The sequence below is a fragment of the Qipengyuania sp. RANM35 genome, from assembly GCF_041021145.2.
GTDB classification, from domain to species: Bacteria; Pseudomonadota; Alphaproteobacteria; order Sphingomonadales; family Sphingomonadaceae; genus Qipengyuania; species Qipengyuania soli.
Genome location: NZ_CM196433.1, coordinates 2,010,380 through 2,023,410, shown reverse-complemented (window position 1 = coordinate 2,023,410; position 13,031 = coordinate 2,010,380). Strand labels below are relative to the sequence as shown.

Below are 13,031 nucleotides of genomic sequence, written 5' to 3'. Positions count from 1 at the left end.
GGCATTGCACCTGCGAAGTCAAGGATTTTTTGTGCAGTGCACAATAATCCGCAACCGACAATTATTTCAGTGCTTTATCGAGCTGCGACGTAGCGTCCCGGCGCATCTTCGATGACCTTGTCGCCCTTGCCGCCGGGCACGCGCGCGCCCTTGGCGGGTACCATCTTGTCCCCGTGCGAACGCATCCAGTCGATCCAGTCAGGCCACCAGCTGCCGGGGTGTTCGACTGCGCCTTCCCGGAATTCCGCAAGGCTGCGGGGGCTGCCGTCGTTGAGCCAGTACTGGTACTTGTTCGCATCGGGCGGGTTGACCACGCCAGCGATGTGACCCGATCCTGCGAGCACGAACTTGATCGGCCCCTTGAAGTGCTCGGTGATCTTCCACACGCTCTCTGCCGGGGCGATATGGTCTTCCTTGCCCGCCTGCACATAGGTGGGAGTCTCGACCCTGCCGAGATCGATTGGCGTGTTGTCGACGCTGAGCGCGTCGGCATCGACCAGGCGGTTGTCGCGGTAGAGGTCGCGCAGGTACTGCTGGTGCCACTTGGCGGGGAGGTTGGTGACGTCGCCGTTCCAGTGGAGCAGGTCGAAGGCTGGATAGTCCTCGCCAAGCAGGTAGTTGTTGACGACGTAGTTCCAGATCAGGTCGGTCCCGCGGAGCATGTTGAAGGTCGCGGCCATGAACCGCCCGTCGAGATAGCCGTCAGCCGAAAGCGCCTTGATAGCGCCGAGGCTCGGGTCCTCGACCAGATTGAGAAGCTCGCCCGCTTTCTCGAAATCGACCTGTGCGGTGAAGAATGTCGCACTTTTGACTTTGTCCTGCTGGCCGCGGCGATGGAGCACCGACAAGGTCGCGGCGAGGGTAGTGCCCGCAACGCAATAACCGATCGTGTGCACGCTCTCGACGCCAAGCCGTTCGCGGATGTGGTCGATTGCGTCCATCTGTGCGCGGACATAATCGTCCCAGATCACGTCCTTCATGCTTGCATCGGCCGACTTCCAGCTGACCATGAAGACGGTCAGGCCCTGCTCGACCGCCCACCTCACGAAGCTCTTCTTGGGGTTGAGGTCGAGAATGTAGAAGCGGTTGATCCATGGTGGGAAAATCACCAGCGGCGTTTCCATCACCTCTTCGGTCGAGGGCGAATACTGGATCAGCTGGTAAAGGGGCGTCTCGTGCACGACCTTGCCCGGCGTAACCGCGATATTCTCACCCAGCTTGAAGGCGCTCGCGTCGGTGTGGCTAAGCTGACCACGCCGCAGGTCGGCCAGCAGGTGCTGCATGCCCTTGACCAGATTCTCACCCTTGGTCTCCAGCGTCTTTTCCATCACCACTGGGTTGAGCAGCGGGAAGTTTGCCGGGCTGGCAGCCTCGGTGATCGTGCGCGTGGTGAAGCGCAGCTGCTCGCGCTTGTCTTCGGGCAGGCCTTCCATCGTGTCGATCATCTCTGCCACGCGCTGTGCGAGGAAGAGATAGGTCTGATGGATCAGTGCAAAGGCCGGGTGCGAGCGCCAGCGCGGATCCGAGAAGCGGCGATCCTTGATCGGCATCTCGGGTTCACCCTCGGTCTTCGGTTCGCCGCCGAGACCATATTGGCCGAGCACCTGCCGCCAAAGCGCCATGCCTTCCTGCATCAGCTTTTGTTGCTGCGTAGGGTCGGCGATCGGCATCTGCCGGAACCAGTCCTGCGCCATGGTCATCCAGCGGGTGGGGTTGAAATACGGGACGAGTTCCTGCGGGCTCGCGAGTTGTTCCGACTGGTACTGCATCCACATCTGCTGCAGCCGGGTTCCGACATTGGCCCACTGCTGCGCGTCTTCCGGCGACATCGTGAACTGGCCGGCACCCTCCTTGAGCGGCGCCATCAGTGCCTGTGCGAATTTGGCGGGCGCCTCGAACATGTTGGTGAAGGGATCGGGGCCGTCGTCGGTCATCTTCGTTCCTCGTTCGGGCAAGCGCGGGTTTCTTCCGCGATAGGTTATTCCGCAGGCAGTTGCACCCTGCTCGATTGCGCCTGCAGGATGAATAGGTAATCAGTATGACGAAACCAACGCCAACTGGAGCCCGAATGTCCGAAGAATTCTACCGCATCAAGCGCCTGCCGCCCTATGTCATCGCGGAAGTGAACGCGATGCGGCATGCCGCGCGTCAGGCGGGCCAGGACATCATCGACCTGGGAATGGGCAATCCCGACCGCCCGCCGCCGCAGCATGTCATCGACAAGCTATGCGAAGTGGCGAACAAGCCCAACGCGCACGGTTATTCGCAGTCGAAGGGCATCCCGGGCCTGCGTCGCGCCCAAGCGAACTACTACGGCCGGCGCTTCAACGTCGATCTCGACCCGGAGCGGGAAGTCGTCGTTACTATGGGCTCGAAAGAGGGCCTATCCTCCATGGCGACCGCCATCGTCGCGCCCGGCGACGTGGTACTTGCACCGAGCCCCAGCTATCCGATCCACACCTTCGGTTTCATCATCGCAGGGGCCACGATCCGCTCGGTCCCGACGACACCCGACGAGCGATATTGGAAGTCGCTCGACAATGCGATGGCCTTTACCGCACCGCGCCCGACCGTCCTGATCGTCAATTATCCGAGCAATCCCACAGCAGAGACGGTCGATCTCGCGTTCTACGAGAGGCTGGTCGCGTGGGCACGCGAGAACAAGGTCTGGGTACTCTCAGACCTCGCGTATTCGGAGCTCTATTACGACGGGAAGCCGACCCGATCGATCCTCGAGGTCCCCGGCGCGAAGGACGTGGCGGTCGAATTCACATCCATGTCCAAGACCTATTCGATGGCCGGATGGCGGATGGGTTTCGCGGTTGGCAACCCAACGCTGATTGCGGCCCTGACCCGTGTGAAGAGTTACCTCGACTACGGTGCGTTCACGCCGATCCAGGCTGCCGCCTGTGCGGCGCTCAACGGACCGCAGGATATCGTCGAGGAAAACCGCCAACGTTACCAGCGCCGCCGCGACGTCATGGTCGAAAGCTTCGGACGCGCCGGCTGGGAAATTCCTTCGCCGCCGGCAAGCATGTTCGCTTGGGCTCCCCTGCCCAAGGGCTTCCACAATGTCGGCAGTCTCGAGTTCTCGAAGCAGCTCCTCCAGCATGCAGGCGTCGCCGTTGCGGCGGGTGTGGGTTATGGCGAAGAAGGCGAAGGTTACGTGCGAATTGCCATGGTCGAGAACGAGCAGCGAATCCGGCAGGCAGCCCGCAATATCAAGCGTTTCCTTGCCGAACACGGCAGCTGAGGCTTTCCAAACCCGCTACCTTCCCTAATTCCATAGGGGATGAACCGGATTCCACTATTAACTCCCTGCCTTCATGACCAATGGCTCGGGAGGGGCAGGAGATCGCTATGAGCCTGCCAGGTTTTTGTTGGCTATCGGATGCGTCGATTCCGCCCGCACGCTGGGATTTGCGCCATCTCGGTTGGACCTTGGGAAGTGAGCGTTCGTGCGACGCGGCGGACGGACGCTCACCCGTTTTGCTGGATTGGAGGGACGAGACCCGACCGCTTGAATGGACCTCTCTTCGCAGACCTGAAACGGTTGTCGCGGTCGGCGTCGAGGACCCGTTGGCGCGCGCCAGCCTGCTCGATGCCGGCTTTGGCGACGCTCTTGGAACACAGGTCGCGCTGGTCGAACTTGCCGCTCGCCTCGTCAAACTGGAAGCCTTTGCCAAGACCATGCCGCGCAGACGCAAGGCAGGGCCGGTGTCGCTCGATATTTTCTATCGTGACGGTCATGTCGATGGCAGCTGGCTGGGTCTCCACCCGCGCGAATTCGCCCTCCTCTGGCGTCTTGCAGAAACACCCTACACCCGCGTTTCGCGCCGCCAGCTACTCGCAGACGTCTGGCGTATGGATCATCTCCCGGAAACCAACTCGCTTGAGGTCCACGTATCGCGGCTCCGAGCAAAACTGGCCATCAGTCGCTGCGGCTGGCTGGTAGAGACACACCCCGATGGCGGTTACCAGCTTGGTGGAGATCGCCATGGTAGCTTCCGGGCCTTCGCCGGTGCGCGGCGCGAAATGCTGGACAGCGCCGCCACCTTGGGCAACGGTGGCTTGAAAGGCTCTGCGCAAGAAGGAATCCAGCATGCCATCCAGCGACCGCGTTTCGATTGATCTGGGCGACAACGGGGTCGCGCAAGTTCGCTTTACCCGTGCCGACAAGATGAATGCACTGGATCCGGCACAATTCGAGGCCATCCTTGAGGCAGGCGAGGAACTGCGATCGATGAAGGGATTGCGGTCGGTGGTTCTATCGGGAGACGGCCGCGCATTTTGCGCAGGTCTCGACCTTGGCAGCATGACTTCGGGCGGGTCGAACCCGACGGCGGATCTTGCCACCAGGACGCACGGTAATGCCAACCGTGCCCAGGAAGCTGCGATGACCTGGCGTAAGTGTCCGGTGCCGGTTATAGCGGCTGTTCATGGTGTCTGTTTCGGCGGCGGCCTGCAGATCGCCAGTGGCGCAGATATTCGGATAGTCCATCCCGCCACGCGTATGGCGGTCATGGAAATGAAGTGGGGTCTTGTCCCCGACATGGCCGGCTATGCCTTGTGGCGGGGACTGGTCCGCGACGATGTCCTGCGCGAGCTGACCTATACCAACCGCGAGTTTACCGGAGCAGAGGCTAGGGAACTGGGCCTTGCGACCGAAGTATCCGAGGATCCCCTGGCCCGTGCGACCGAACTCGCAACGATCATTGCGAACAAGAACCCCGAGGCCATTCGCGGAGCGAAGCGCCTGTTCCACGTGATGCGCGAAGAGGGCGAAGACGCCATCCTGATGGCCGAGAGCGTCGAACAGGATGGCGTGATCCGCAAACCCAATCAGGTCGAGGCGGTCATGGCCGAAATGCAGAAGCGCGCGCCCAACTTCACCGACGTCTGACCGGGAACTGCTTCAGAAAGGCAGGTGAGCCCTATCGGGCTCGACCCATCCCTTGCGCGCCTCGACGGAAAACAGGGTGTCCTCTTCCCAGTAGGCCAGGATCCAGTTGCGCGATCCGTAAGCGGATTCGAGCAGGCGATTGAGTACCACATATAACGGTGTCTTGCCGCTTGCGCTTTCCAGAACGTGTCGCGACGCACGTAGTGAAGCGACGGTGATGGTATGATGATAGCCCGAAGTATCGGTGTTCGGTGTGCCGGTCGCCTCGTTGTAGCGCCAAATCAGGCGCTTGAATTCTTCGGGTGGCGCCAGATCGGGCCGATGTCGCAGAATCCACAATGCCGCGGCGAAATGGGCTGCATGAGTCCAATCCGCCTTGGGTAGGCTCGTATCGATCAGGCCGAGCGCTATGCGCTCGATCGCTTTGTCATTGGTCGGTATCACAGGTCTTTCCTTTGCACGTGCCCGACCGGAATGAAAAACCCCGCCGATCGGGCGGGGTTGTGGTTCGCGAATGTCGCGGATGCTCTGGCGAGGCGTCCTAGCGAACAGACGCGCGCAAAAACGCCGCCGGAAATGGGCGGGCTTGTTGCTTGTCGGTGGTCGTCACGCGGAGCATGGAGCGGGTTTACCGGCGCATTGTGCCGGACTCAAGCTCTTGGTTCCGGCGTGGCGCTTGCCTTCAGCCGAACACCGCCACGCACTGCATGCCGTCGAGGACCTGCTTGCCGTCCGCGTTCCAGAGGCGGAGCCGTTCGGACGAATATCCGTCATCGGCATGCTGGCTGGCATTTTCCGACAGCCACCAGCCATCGCGTGTCGTCGGGGCGGTTTCCAGAAGATTGAAGGACCAGTTGATCGAACTGATCGGGCCCTGGCGTCTCATTGCCCGCATTGCGCCCGGGGGCAGCACGTCGCCGAGAAGGATAAGCTCACTGACCGGGTCGAGACTGTCGCGCTGCGTAAGGCGCGCCCAGCGCCGGACCACGGGATCGCCGGGACCGCGCATGTCCTGCGCCCGCTTTATCTCGAAATTGTTCTGGATGAATGTCGGGCCCTTGCCGGTCATCGCGAGTTCCGCTTCGTCGGGCGAACCAGGCCAGTCTGCCACCGGGGCTGCGGGGTGGACTGCATTCGCCTCGCGACCCGTTCCGAAAAGCCAGAAGGCGGTGAGGGCGCACTTCCCTTCGCACCAGATTTCGCTGCGCACCTGCGCTACGTTGCGCCCCTGCCGCACGATCTCCCGGCGAAGCTCGGCGTCCTCGGTCATCGGAGCGACGAACGCGATCTGCGCCGCACGCAAGGGTGGCAGGTCGGAAAAAGCTCGCACGGCGGCGGTATAGGCGATCAGGGCAGAGGCACCGCCATAGAGGGTGCGCCCTTGCAGCCAATTGTCGAGATTTTCGAAGCGAGTGGTACCGCCTTCGGCGGTTATGGGATCGAGGAGATTTGCAACGCTCATCCCGCTTCTTTGCCTGCGCCAAAGCCCACGTCCAGACTGACGTTACGTAAAGCGCATCAAGCCGATTGCGTTCAGCCTGCAGAATCGCTAGTGCGCCGCTTCCTTCCCGAGAGGGTGGGCGAGGCCCGATGGCGGAGTGGTTACGCAGAGGACTGCAAATCCTTGCACGCCGGTTCGATTCCGGCTCGGGCCTCCACTTCATAGCTTGGGCATATTGCGACCGCTTGTCGGTGTCGTTATGGGCCGCAAGAGGCGCCGCTTTAGCTCAGTTGGTAGAGCACATCATTCGTAATGATGGGGCCACAGGTTCGAGTCCTGTAAGCGGCACCACCTCCCTCCATAGGCAAACGCGAAACTTCCGACGGAATGTCCGTGCGGCTGGTCGCGCGTTTGGGTCCAGTTTGGGGCCCTAACCGCTAGTCCGACAGCGATCGGATCGTACGCGGGAAACCGATAATCAGGCCGCAGCCTGAGCCCTTGATCTCACATGGACGTCGTGTTGGGGGAAGGGCATGGACAGCCCATTGGATTCGAATGCTTCCTTGACGCCCTGCGTCAGGTCGCAGTGGACGTCCCAATAATCTTCTGCCTTAGCCCAAGGTCGGCAGACGTAAATCACGGCACTGGCACCAAGGTCGCTGGGTCGAATTTCTACTGGAGGGTCGGAGAGAACCTTAGGGTGGGCTTCCACACATTCGGATATGACTTCCAGGACCTTCTGAATCGGATCACCGTATGATGCGGAAAAGGAGAGATCGACACGCCTGATGTCGCTTGCCGATGCGTTGATGATCACGTTGCCCCAGACGCTTTTGTTAGGAACGATGACGATACGATTGTCAGGAGTGGCAACCGTCGTTCCCACCATCGTGACCTTCTTCACCGTGCCGCCAACGCCGCCGACCTCGATGAAGTCACCTTCATCGAACGGCTGGTTGATCATGATCATCAGGCCGCTGGCAAGGTTGCCGAGTGTGTCCTGGAAGGCAAAGGCAAGAATGAACGAGGCACCGCCGATGACGGCAAACATCGGCGTTATGTCCACATCGACCGACGAGAGGACGATGGCGAGCCCTATGATGATAAAAACCCAATACAGGGCCCCGACTATGAAGCCTTGGAGCAGTCTGGAAATGCGGGTGAACCGCCCAATCCAGAAGCGCGCCAGCGAGCGGAGGAAGCGCGCCACGAATACGATCGCCAACAGCGCGAGACCCGCTATCGCAATTCTCAGGAGTACGGCTAACCCGCCATCGGTTCGCCCGAGCCATTCCCACAGCGACCCGGCCAAGGCCTTGAAGCTTGCCTGCGAAGTTTCCTCATAGAGGATGGCTTTGCGGTATGCGCGCATTTCGCTGACGAGGTCAGGATTTCCATCCTTCCGTTCGAGCGAGTCGATGACGAGAGCAAAACGTTCGAGCAGACGCGCGCGTTCTTCGATGAGCGTGATCAGCGTTGCGAGCTGTGCTTGATCCGCTTTGCCGCCGCGTTGGGCCCGGTTGACTTGCAGTTCTGATATCTCCTGGGTCTTCGTCCGCACTATTTCCTGCCACCTTCGGGCGGTGTTTTCGAGCTCCTGCTTCGTCAGGGGCACGAGGAGATAGGCAAGTTCGGTGGCGGAAACATCGGGGTCGGTCACTCGCCCATATGGCGAAGGTTGAGCGGTTGCTGCCGGAAGCTCAGCTCCATCCGAGGCGACGGCCTGAGGTAACGCTGTGTCTCCCACAGTCGCCGCGAGAACCGGAACGGAAAAGAACAGCGCCAGACAGGCGACGAGAAATCCCGACCACCTGCCTGGCACCAAGGCGGCTCCGAAATACACCGGTCCCGCCATGCCTCACTCCTTGGTCATCAGGTACTCGGCTACGGCCTGATAAGCGGGGAGCGAGGTGGGATCGATCCTTCCGTTGGCTGCGGTCGGGAACGATGCGAAGCGAACGAGAACCATTTCCGCGGTCGGATCGACGTAGATTGTCTGGCCGTGAACTCCCCGTGCTGCATAGGCACCATGTTTGTTGTGAAAGACCCACCACTGGCTGGTGTAGCTGCCGTTGGGGATGGTCGGGAATCCCGCAAACTTCGAGGGATCGCCTCCTGCCCGGATCCTTTGCGAAACCTCGGCCGGGAACAGCCGCTTGCCATTGATCGTGCCTTCATTGAGCATCAGCAGGCCGAGCCGCCCGAGGTCACGAAGACCCGCCGTAATACCTCCGCCAGCAAAGGGCACGCCCTTGCCGTCAACGGTCTGATAGGCGTCCTGCTCGGCGCCCATCTTGCGCCAAAGGCGTTCGGAAGCGAGTTCGGTCACAGACTTTCCGGAGACACGCGAGATGATCCACCCGAGCATGTCGGAATTGATCGTCTTGTAGTGAAAGGCATCGCCGTGCTTGCCGTCTGCTGGCACCTGCTGGAGGTATTCCCAATAGCCATTGGGTCCCTTGTAATCCTTAGCCTTGGGCAGCGGGCTGGCAGCCGCCGAGTAGACCCAGATGTCCGCCTTGGGGTCGGCGTAATTTTCGGAATATTTTACCCCGGTGGTCATATCCATGACCTGGCGTACGGTTGCTGTGGCGAAGGCGCTTTTTCCGATTTCCGGGATGATGTCTCGAACCAGCTTGGTTTCGTCGAGCTTGCCTTCGGCGACGAGGATTTGGGCCAGCAGTCCCGTGACCGATTTGGTCATCGACATGGCGGCGTGCTTGCCGTCCTCCGTAAGGCAGCCGGAGTACTTCTCGTACACTACCTTGCCCTTGTGAATGATCAGCAGGCCGTCGGTGTAGTTCGCGTCCAGCGACTGCGCCCAGGTCATCTGCTCCTTCCCATCGATGGGCATGAACGTCAGGGCATCGATTTCCTTGGCGTACTGGCCGATTTCGTCAGGTGTGAGATAGGGCAGGGGGACAGGCGCGCCCAACCCCTTGCTGATCTCTTCTGTCGGCAGGAATTCGCGCAGATGGCACACGCTCCAGCGAAGGCGGGGAAAGCTGAAATAGACCGAGTCCGGTTGGGTGATGATTTTGTCTTCCGGAGGCGGGAAACCCTGCATCCAGCCCAGCACCCGGGGATCCGAATCCTGAGCGGACAGCGGAGCCTGTTGGGCATGCGCGGCATGCGATCCCATCAAAGTAAGGCCAGTGCAGGCAAGCCCGAGGGCAAGGGTGGATTTCAAAGAACGCATGTTCGCCTCCGGAAGAAAAGTGGTCAGTAGCCCGTGCAGTAATACCAGTACCCACGGTCGCGGCGGGTATTGGACCAGAACCAGCAAAGGTCGGATCGCGGGGGCCTGACAGGAGGACGGCCGATCACCGGCACGCCGATGATTTCACCGAGAATTACACCCGCGATCAGGCGTCCGATGTAGCGCTGGTGGACGGCTTGCCGGATCTCGCGGCGCATTTCGCGCTGCTCGCGGCGAATCTCGCGCATTCCTTCGTTATAGGCTCTTCGAGCCTCCTCCTTGGATTTCGAGTTCAGGATGTCGCGCCGCATCTCGGCCCGTTCGCGGGCAATTTCGCGCTGCCCTTCCCAGTATTCCTTGCGCGGGGAAGCTGCCTGGGCGGGCTGGAAAGAGCCAGCGAGCAATGCTGCGGCCAGCGCGGCGGAGCCTGCTTGTCGCCACCTGCTCATCAGCGCTCTCCATCGGCGAGGTTCCGGGCCTTCAGAGCATCCCAGAACGCGCGCTTGTAGGAATCGCAGCTGCCTTCCTCGATCTTGTCGACGCTGCCGGCGCCGAAAGCCGCCGCGAAGTAAAAGGCGCGATCGCTGCCGAACAGTTGCGTCAGGCGATTGAAAACCTGCTGCACTCGATACAGTGTCTGGGCCTTGGCATCAGCATCGCTACACTGGTGCGTGACCCCGGCGGCATAGCCGAACTGGTTCAAGGCTTCGTCGAAGGCTTCTTCGGTCTGCTCTTCCGCAGGCTCGTCGGTGGCCTGCGCCCAGACAGGTGAACTTGCCAGCAAGACAGCCGCAAGGCCAGCGACCAGCATTTTATGCCGCAAGAAATTTGCCATGTTTAGTCTTCCTTTCCCAGTTGCGCGAGGCTCCGTCCTGGAACCTGAAGTTGGTCAGTACTTGACGACGAGATTGACGAACCCGCCTGTCCAGACGGGCACATCCCCGCCTGCTGCGACCTTTATTCCCTTGCCCGGCGTGGACACGCTGACACCCGCAGTGACGAAGATGTTCCGGTTGAGCAGGTGGGTGTATTCGACGAAGAAATCGTCAGCGAGGTGGCCGTTGGTGACACCGGATATGACGCTTCCCAGACCGTCCGTGATCTCAAGGCGCGTCGCCTGCCCGAACTGAATCGGACTGCGAAGTTCATCGACGCGGATATGTGCCGTCCGGAATGTCAGGAAGTCTTTCGGGCTCGGCATCAGCTTAAGGGTCAGCTGGTGCGACTGCACGTTGGAATTGATGAACACGAGCGCGGACTTGGAGCCGGTCGCCCAGCTGGCCGGCGAACCTTCGTAGTTCAGCGGGTCAAAGCGCTCCAGCTTATCCGTGTCGGGATCGTCCCCGGAAAACCTCTGGTAGCTGTAGAATAGCTCCGGCCGCCACTTCGATTGCGCCCAAAGGTGCCCCAACTGAAATCTGCCGCCCCAAGCCCGCAGGCGGATGCGGTCATTCCATTCGTAGGCTCCGTCGAGCGCCACGTAGAGACCCGGTGCGCCTTCGCTGACCGGATGGAACTTCGTGTAGAACGTGATCGCGTTGAGGCCGTCCCTTCCGCCATCAAGAAAGGCAGGCGGACCGGAACCGCCCGGGGCCGCCTGCGGATAGGGAGCGCCCGACTTCAGGACATTGATATAGCTGACCCCGGCGTAGTCACCCCCTTTGCGATCGATGCGCGCATCGGCCCCCGCAATGCGTGTGCCGGTATTGTTTGACGCAAGCTCATTGGGGTCGATGAAAAAGCCGGTGAGCGCAAAACCGTTCTTCCGGTAGGTCGCGATTACTGAACGCTCCCAGGCCTTGCGCGGCCCCAGCTTCACCGCGCCGCGTTCGAAGCCGTTTGACGCGCCGTTCGAAATCAGCATGCCGGTTCCGAGTTTCAGTTCGCGGGCGCCTACCGAGATGTCGAATTGGCCCGACTCCCGAGTACCGGTCCTGAATCCGAGATATGCTTCCTCAAGCGTCACTCGCCCGGTATCGCCCTGCGCGAAACCGTCTGTACCCAAGGTGGCAGAGGCGACGCCTGACACGCGACCATAGAGCTGGGTGCTTTCCCCCGCGTCGTGCTCGAAGTTGATGCCCGGCTTTACGTAGACCTCGAGCCACTCCGCGTCGGAGTCGAAGTTGGCGCTTGGCGCGAATCTGTCCGCCAGGTTCCAGTAGAGGTTCTCTTCCGCCACGGCGTTTACGCCACCATCGAGGGTTGCGGTTACGCGCGTATCGTCATCCGCATGAATCGCGAGAGGATTGGATTGCTGAGCGGTCGCAGGGGTGGCTGATATCAAGCCAAGGGTCGATACGATGAAGGTCAAGCGCACCAGGTCGCTGGAACGACTGCCCCCAGGTCGTAACGCGAAGCCGAATTTGCGGTCTTCCGAAACACGTGTCTTGCGCAAGACTTTCCTCCCAAGGCGCGACCCTCGAGTACGTTACATTCCTGAAATCTCATTGATTGATTGAGTCGGCAACGTGCCGATTGCCCATTTTGGGCGCACGATCTATTCAGTCCCTGCATTCCAACTCGAAAGCGGGTGAAATGAACTTCGCGTCGGAGAATTTCGGCCTGATCTGGCCACGTCACGTGGACGGATTTATCACGTTGTTGACCAGCTTGCGGAAGGCGTTTGGTGGAGACCTGGACTCTGTCCTGATCCTTGCAGTGATCGGGTCGGCAGCCTTGCCCAGGCTGAAACTCCCTCCCGGACTTTCATACGAAGAATTCGTCGACGGTGGAGATCGGGATCGCTTCAGGTCGCCGCTGAACACGAATTCTGTGGCTGAGATTACCGGCATACCTCGCGAGAGTGTTCGCCGAAAACTCAAGGCCATGGAGGCCAGGCAGTGGATACAACGCGGACCTGACGGATACTGGGAAATCGGCCCGAACGGACCAAGCGACCTACAACCGATGACCGACCTGTCGCTCGCGTATCTCTCAGGTATCGCCGAGGCGATCGAGATTGCGAAGGGAAGAAAACCTCCTGTGCGTGGGGCGGGCTAGATCGGGTCAGATTTGTTCCAATCGTTTGACGATAGTCCAAGCCTTCCTGTTGGGAACGGAACGCGAGATGACCCGAGAAAGTTTCGCGCGGAGGGCTGCCTTCCATCCGATTGCAGATGTTATGCTGCTGCCGCGCCGAGCCTCGAAATCTGCTGCGCAAGTGGGTCTAGCGGCGGTTACGTTGGTGACCTGTTCCGGAGTAAGACACCTTCAATTGGCAGTGTTCGCCCATCAACGTGAACAGGCTGTGGGTAGTCTTTAGGGCAAGTCGAATTTGGGCCCGCGGCGCGCATTTCTGTCGATCATCGGAATAGTCAAATCGAAGACACTCCGAAAAATGCGTAATGATGGGGCCACAGGTTCAAGTCCTGTAAGCGGCACCACCTCCCTCCATAGGTAAGCGTGAAATTTCCGCTGGAATGCCCGTCCGGCTGGTCGCGCGTTTGGGCCCAGATTGGGGCGCTTTGGGAAGGTAATTGGGCGGATCC

The 13,031-nt window shown here is 60.5% G+C and carries 12 protein-coding genes and 2 tRNA genes; 6 read left to right on the top strand and 8 right to left on the bottom strand.

The window, feature by feature from the left end:
* Positions 1–74: 74 nt before the first annotated feature.
* Positions 75–1,934: a PHA/PHB synthase family protein gene (locus RAM60_RS10085; protein ID WP_369026876.1), complete on the bottom strand. Its 1,860-nt coding sequence runs from the start codon at positions 1,932–1,934 to the stop codon at positions 75–77.
* Between the two features lie 134 nt (positions 1,935–2,068).
* Here RAM60_RS10085 and RAM60_RS10080 point away from each other — a divergent pair, with 134 nt between their 5' ends.
* The 3 genes from RAM60_RS10080 to RAM60_RS10070 all read left to right on the top strand — a co-directional run bounded on the left by RAM60_RS10080 (position 2,069) and on the right by RAM60_RS10070 (position 4,903).
* Positions 2,069–3,253: an LL-diaminopimelate aminotransferase gene (locus RAM60_RS10080; RefSeq protein WP_369026877.1), complete on the top strand. Its 1,185-nt coding sequence runs from the start codon at positions 2,069–2,071 to the stop codon at positions 3,251–3,253.
* A 326-nt stretch (positions 3,254–3,579) separates the two neighbouring features.
* On the top strand, positions 3,580–4,131 hold the full coding sequence (locus RAM60_RS10075) for a winged helix-turn-helix domain-containing protein (protein ID WP_510639688.1): 552 nt from the start codon (positions 3,580–3,582) through the stop codon (positions 4,129–4,131).
* Complete coding sequence (locus tag RAM60_RS10070) at positions 4,103–4,903, top strand: crotonase/enoyl-CoA hydratase family protein (protein WP_369026879.1); 801 nt, start codon at positions 4,103–4,105, stop codon at positions 4,901–4,903. The genes RAM60_RS10075 and RAM60_RS10070 overlap by 29 nt, the downstream gene beginning before the upstream one ends.
* 12 nt (positions 4,904–4,915) lie before the next feature.
* Here RAM60_RS10070 and RAM60_RS10065 read toward each other — a convergent pair whose 3' ends face one another.
* Together RAM60_RS10065 and RAM60_RS10060 are read right to left on the bottom strand one after the other, a co-directional pair.
* A complete protein-coding gene (locus RAM60_RS10065) occupies positions 4,916–5,347 on the bottom strand; it encodes a hypothetical protein (protein ID WP_369026880.1) in 432 nt (143 codons plus the stop codon).
* Between the two features lie 238 nt (positions 5,348–5,585).
* On the bottom strand, positions 5,586–6,365 hold the full coding sequence (locus tag RAM60_RS10060; RefSeq protein ID WP_369026881.1) for an acyl-CoA thioesterase: 780 nt from the start codon (positions 6,363–6,365) through the stop codon (positions 5,586–5,588).
* A gap of 122 nt (positions 6,366–6,487) precedes the next feature.
* Here RAM60_RS10060 and RAM60_RS10055 point away from each other — a divergent pair.
* Both RAM60_RS10055 and RAM60_RS10050 read left to right on the top strand, forming a co-directional pair.
* Positions 6,488–6,561, top strand: a tRNA-Cys gene (locus tag RAM60_RS10055).
* Positions 6,562–6,619: 58 nt separating this feature from the next.
* Positions 6,620–6,695 (top strand) — tRNA-Thr (locus RAM60_RS10050).
* 127 nt (positions 6,696–6,822) lie between these two features.
* Here RAM60_RS10050 and RAM60_RS10045 read toward each other — a convergent pair.
* From RAM60_RS10045 to RAM60_RS10025, 5 genes are read right to left on the bottom strand one after another with little or no spacing between them, the layout of a single operon-like run.
* Positions 6,823–8,199, bottom strand: a complete 1,377-nt coding sequence (locus RAM60_RS10045; protein WP_369026882.1) for a mechanosensitive ion channel family protein — start codon at positions 8,197–8,199, stop codon at positions 6,823–6,825.
* Between the two features lie 3 nt (positions 8,200–8,202).
* Entirely contained in the window at positions 8,203–9,543 is a 1,341-nt protein-coding gene (locus tag RAM60_RS10040; protein ID WP_510639687.1) for a serine hydrolase domain-containing protein, read from the bottom strand.
* 23 nt (positions 9,544–9,566) lie between these two features.
* A complete protein-coding gene (locus RAM60_RS10035) occupies positions 9,567–9,992 on the bottom strand; it encodes a hypothetical protein (RefSeq protein WP_369026884.1) in 426 nt (141 codons plus the stop codon).
* Positions 9,992–10,378, bottom strand: coding sequence for a hypothetical protein (locus RAM60_RS10030; protein ID WP_369026885.1), 387 nt, complete (start codon positions 10,376–10,378; stop codon positions 9,992–9,994). Before RAM60_RS10030 ends, RAM60_RS10035 begins: the two co-directional genes overlap by 1 nt.
* 54 nt (positions 10,379–10,432) lie before the next feature.
* Positions 10,433–11,938 (bottom strand): hypothetical protein, encoded by a 1,506-nt coding sequence (locus RAM60_RS10025; RefSeq protein ID WP_369026886.1) that lies wholly within the window; start codon positions 11,936–11,938, stop codon positions 10,433–10,435.
* Between the two features lie 140 nt (positions 11,939–12,078).
* Here RAM60_RS10025 and RAM60_RS10020 point away from each other — a divergent pair, with 140 nt between their 5' ends.
* Complete coding sequence (locus tag RAM60_RS10020) at positions 12,079–12,543, top strand: hypothetical protein (protein ID WP_369026887.1); 465 nt, start codon at positions 12,079–12,081, stop codon at positions 12,541–12,543.
* Positions 12,544–13,031: the final 488 nt, after the last annotated feature.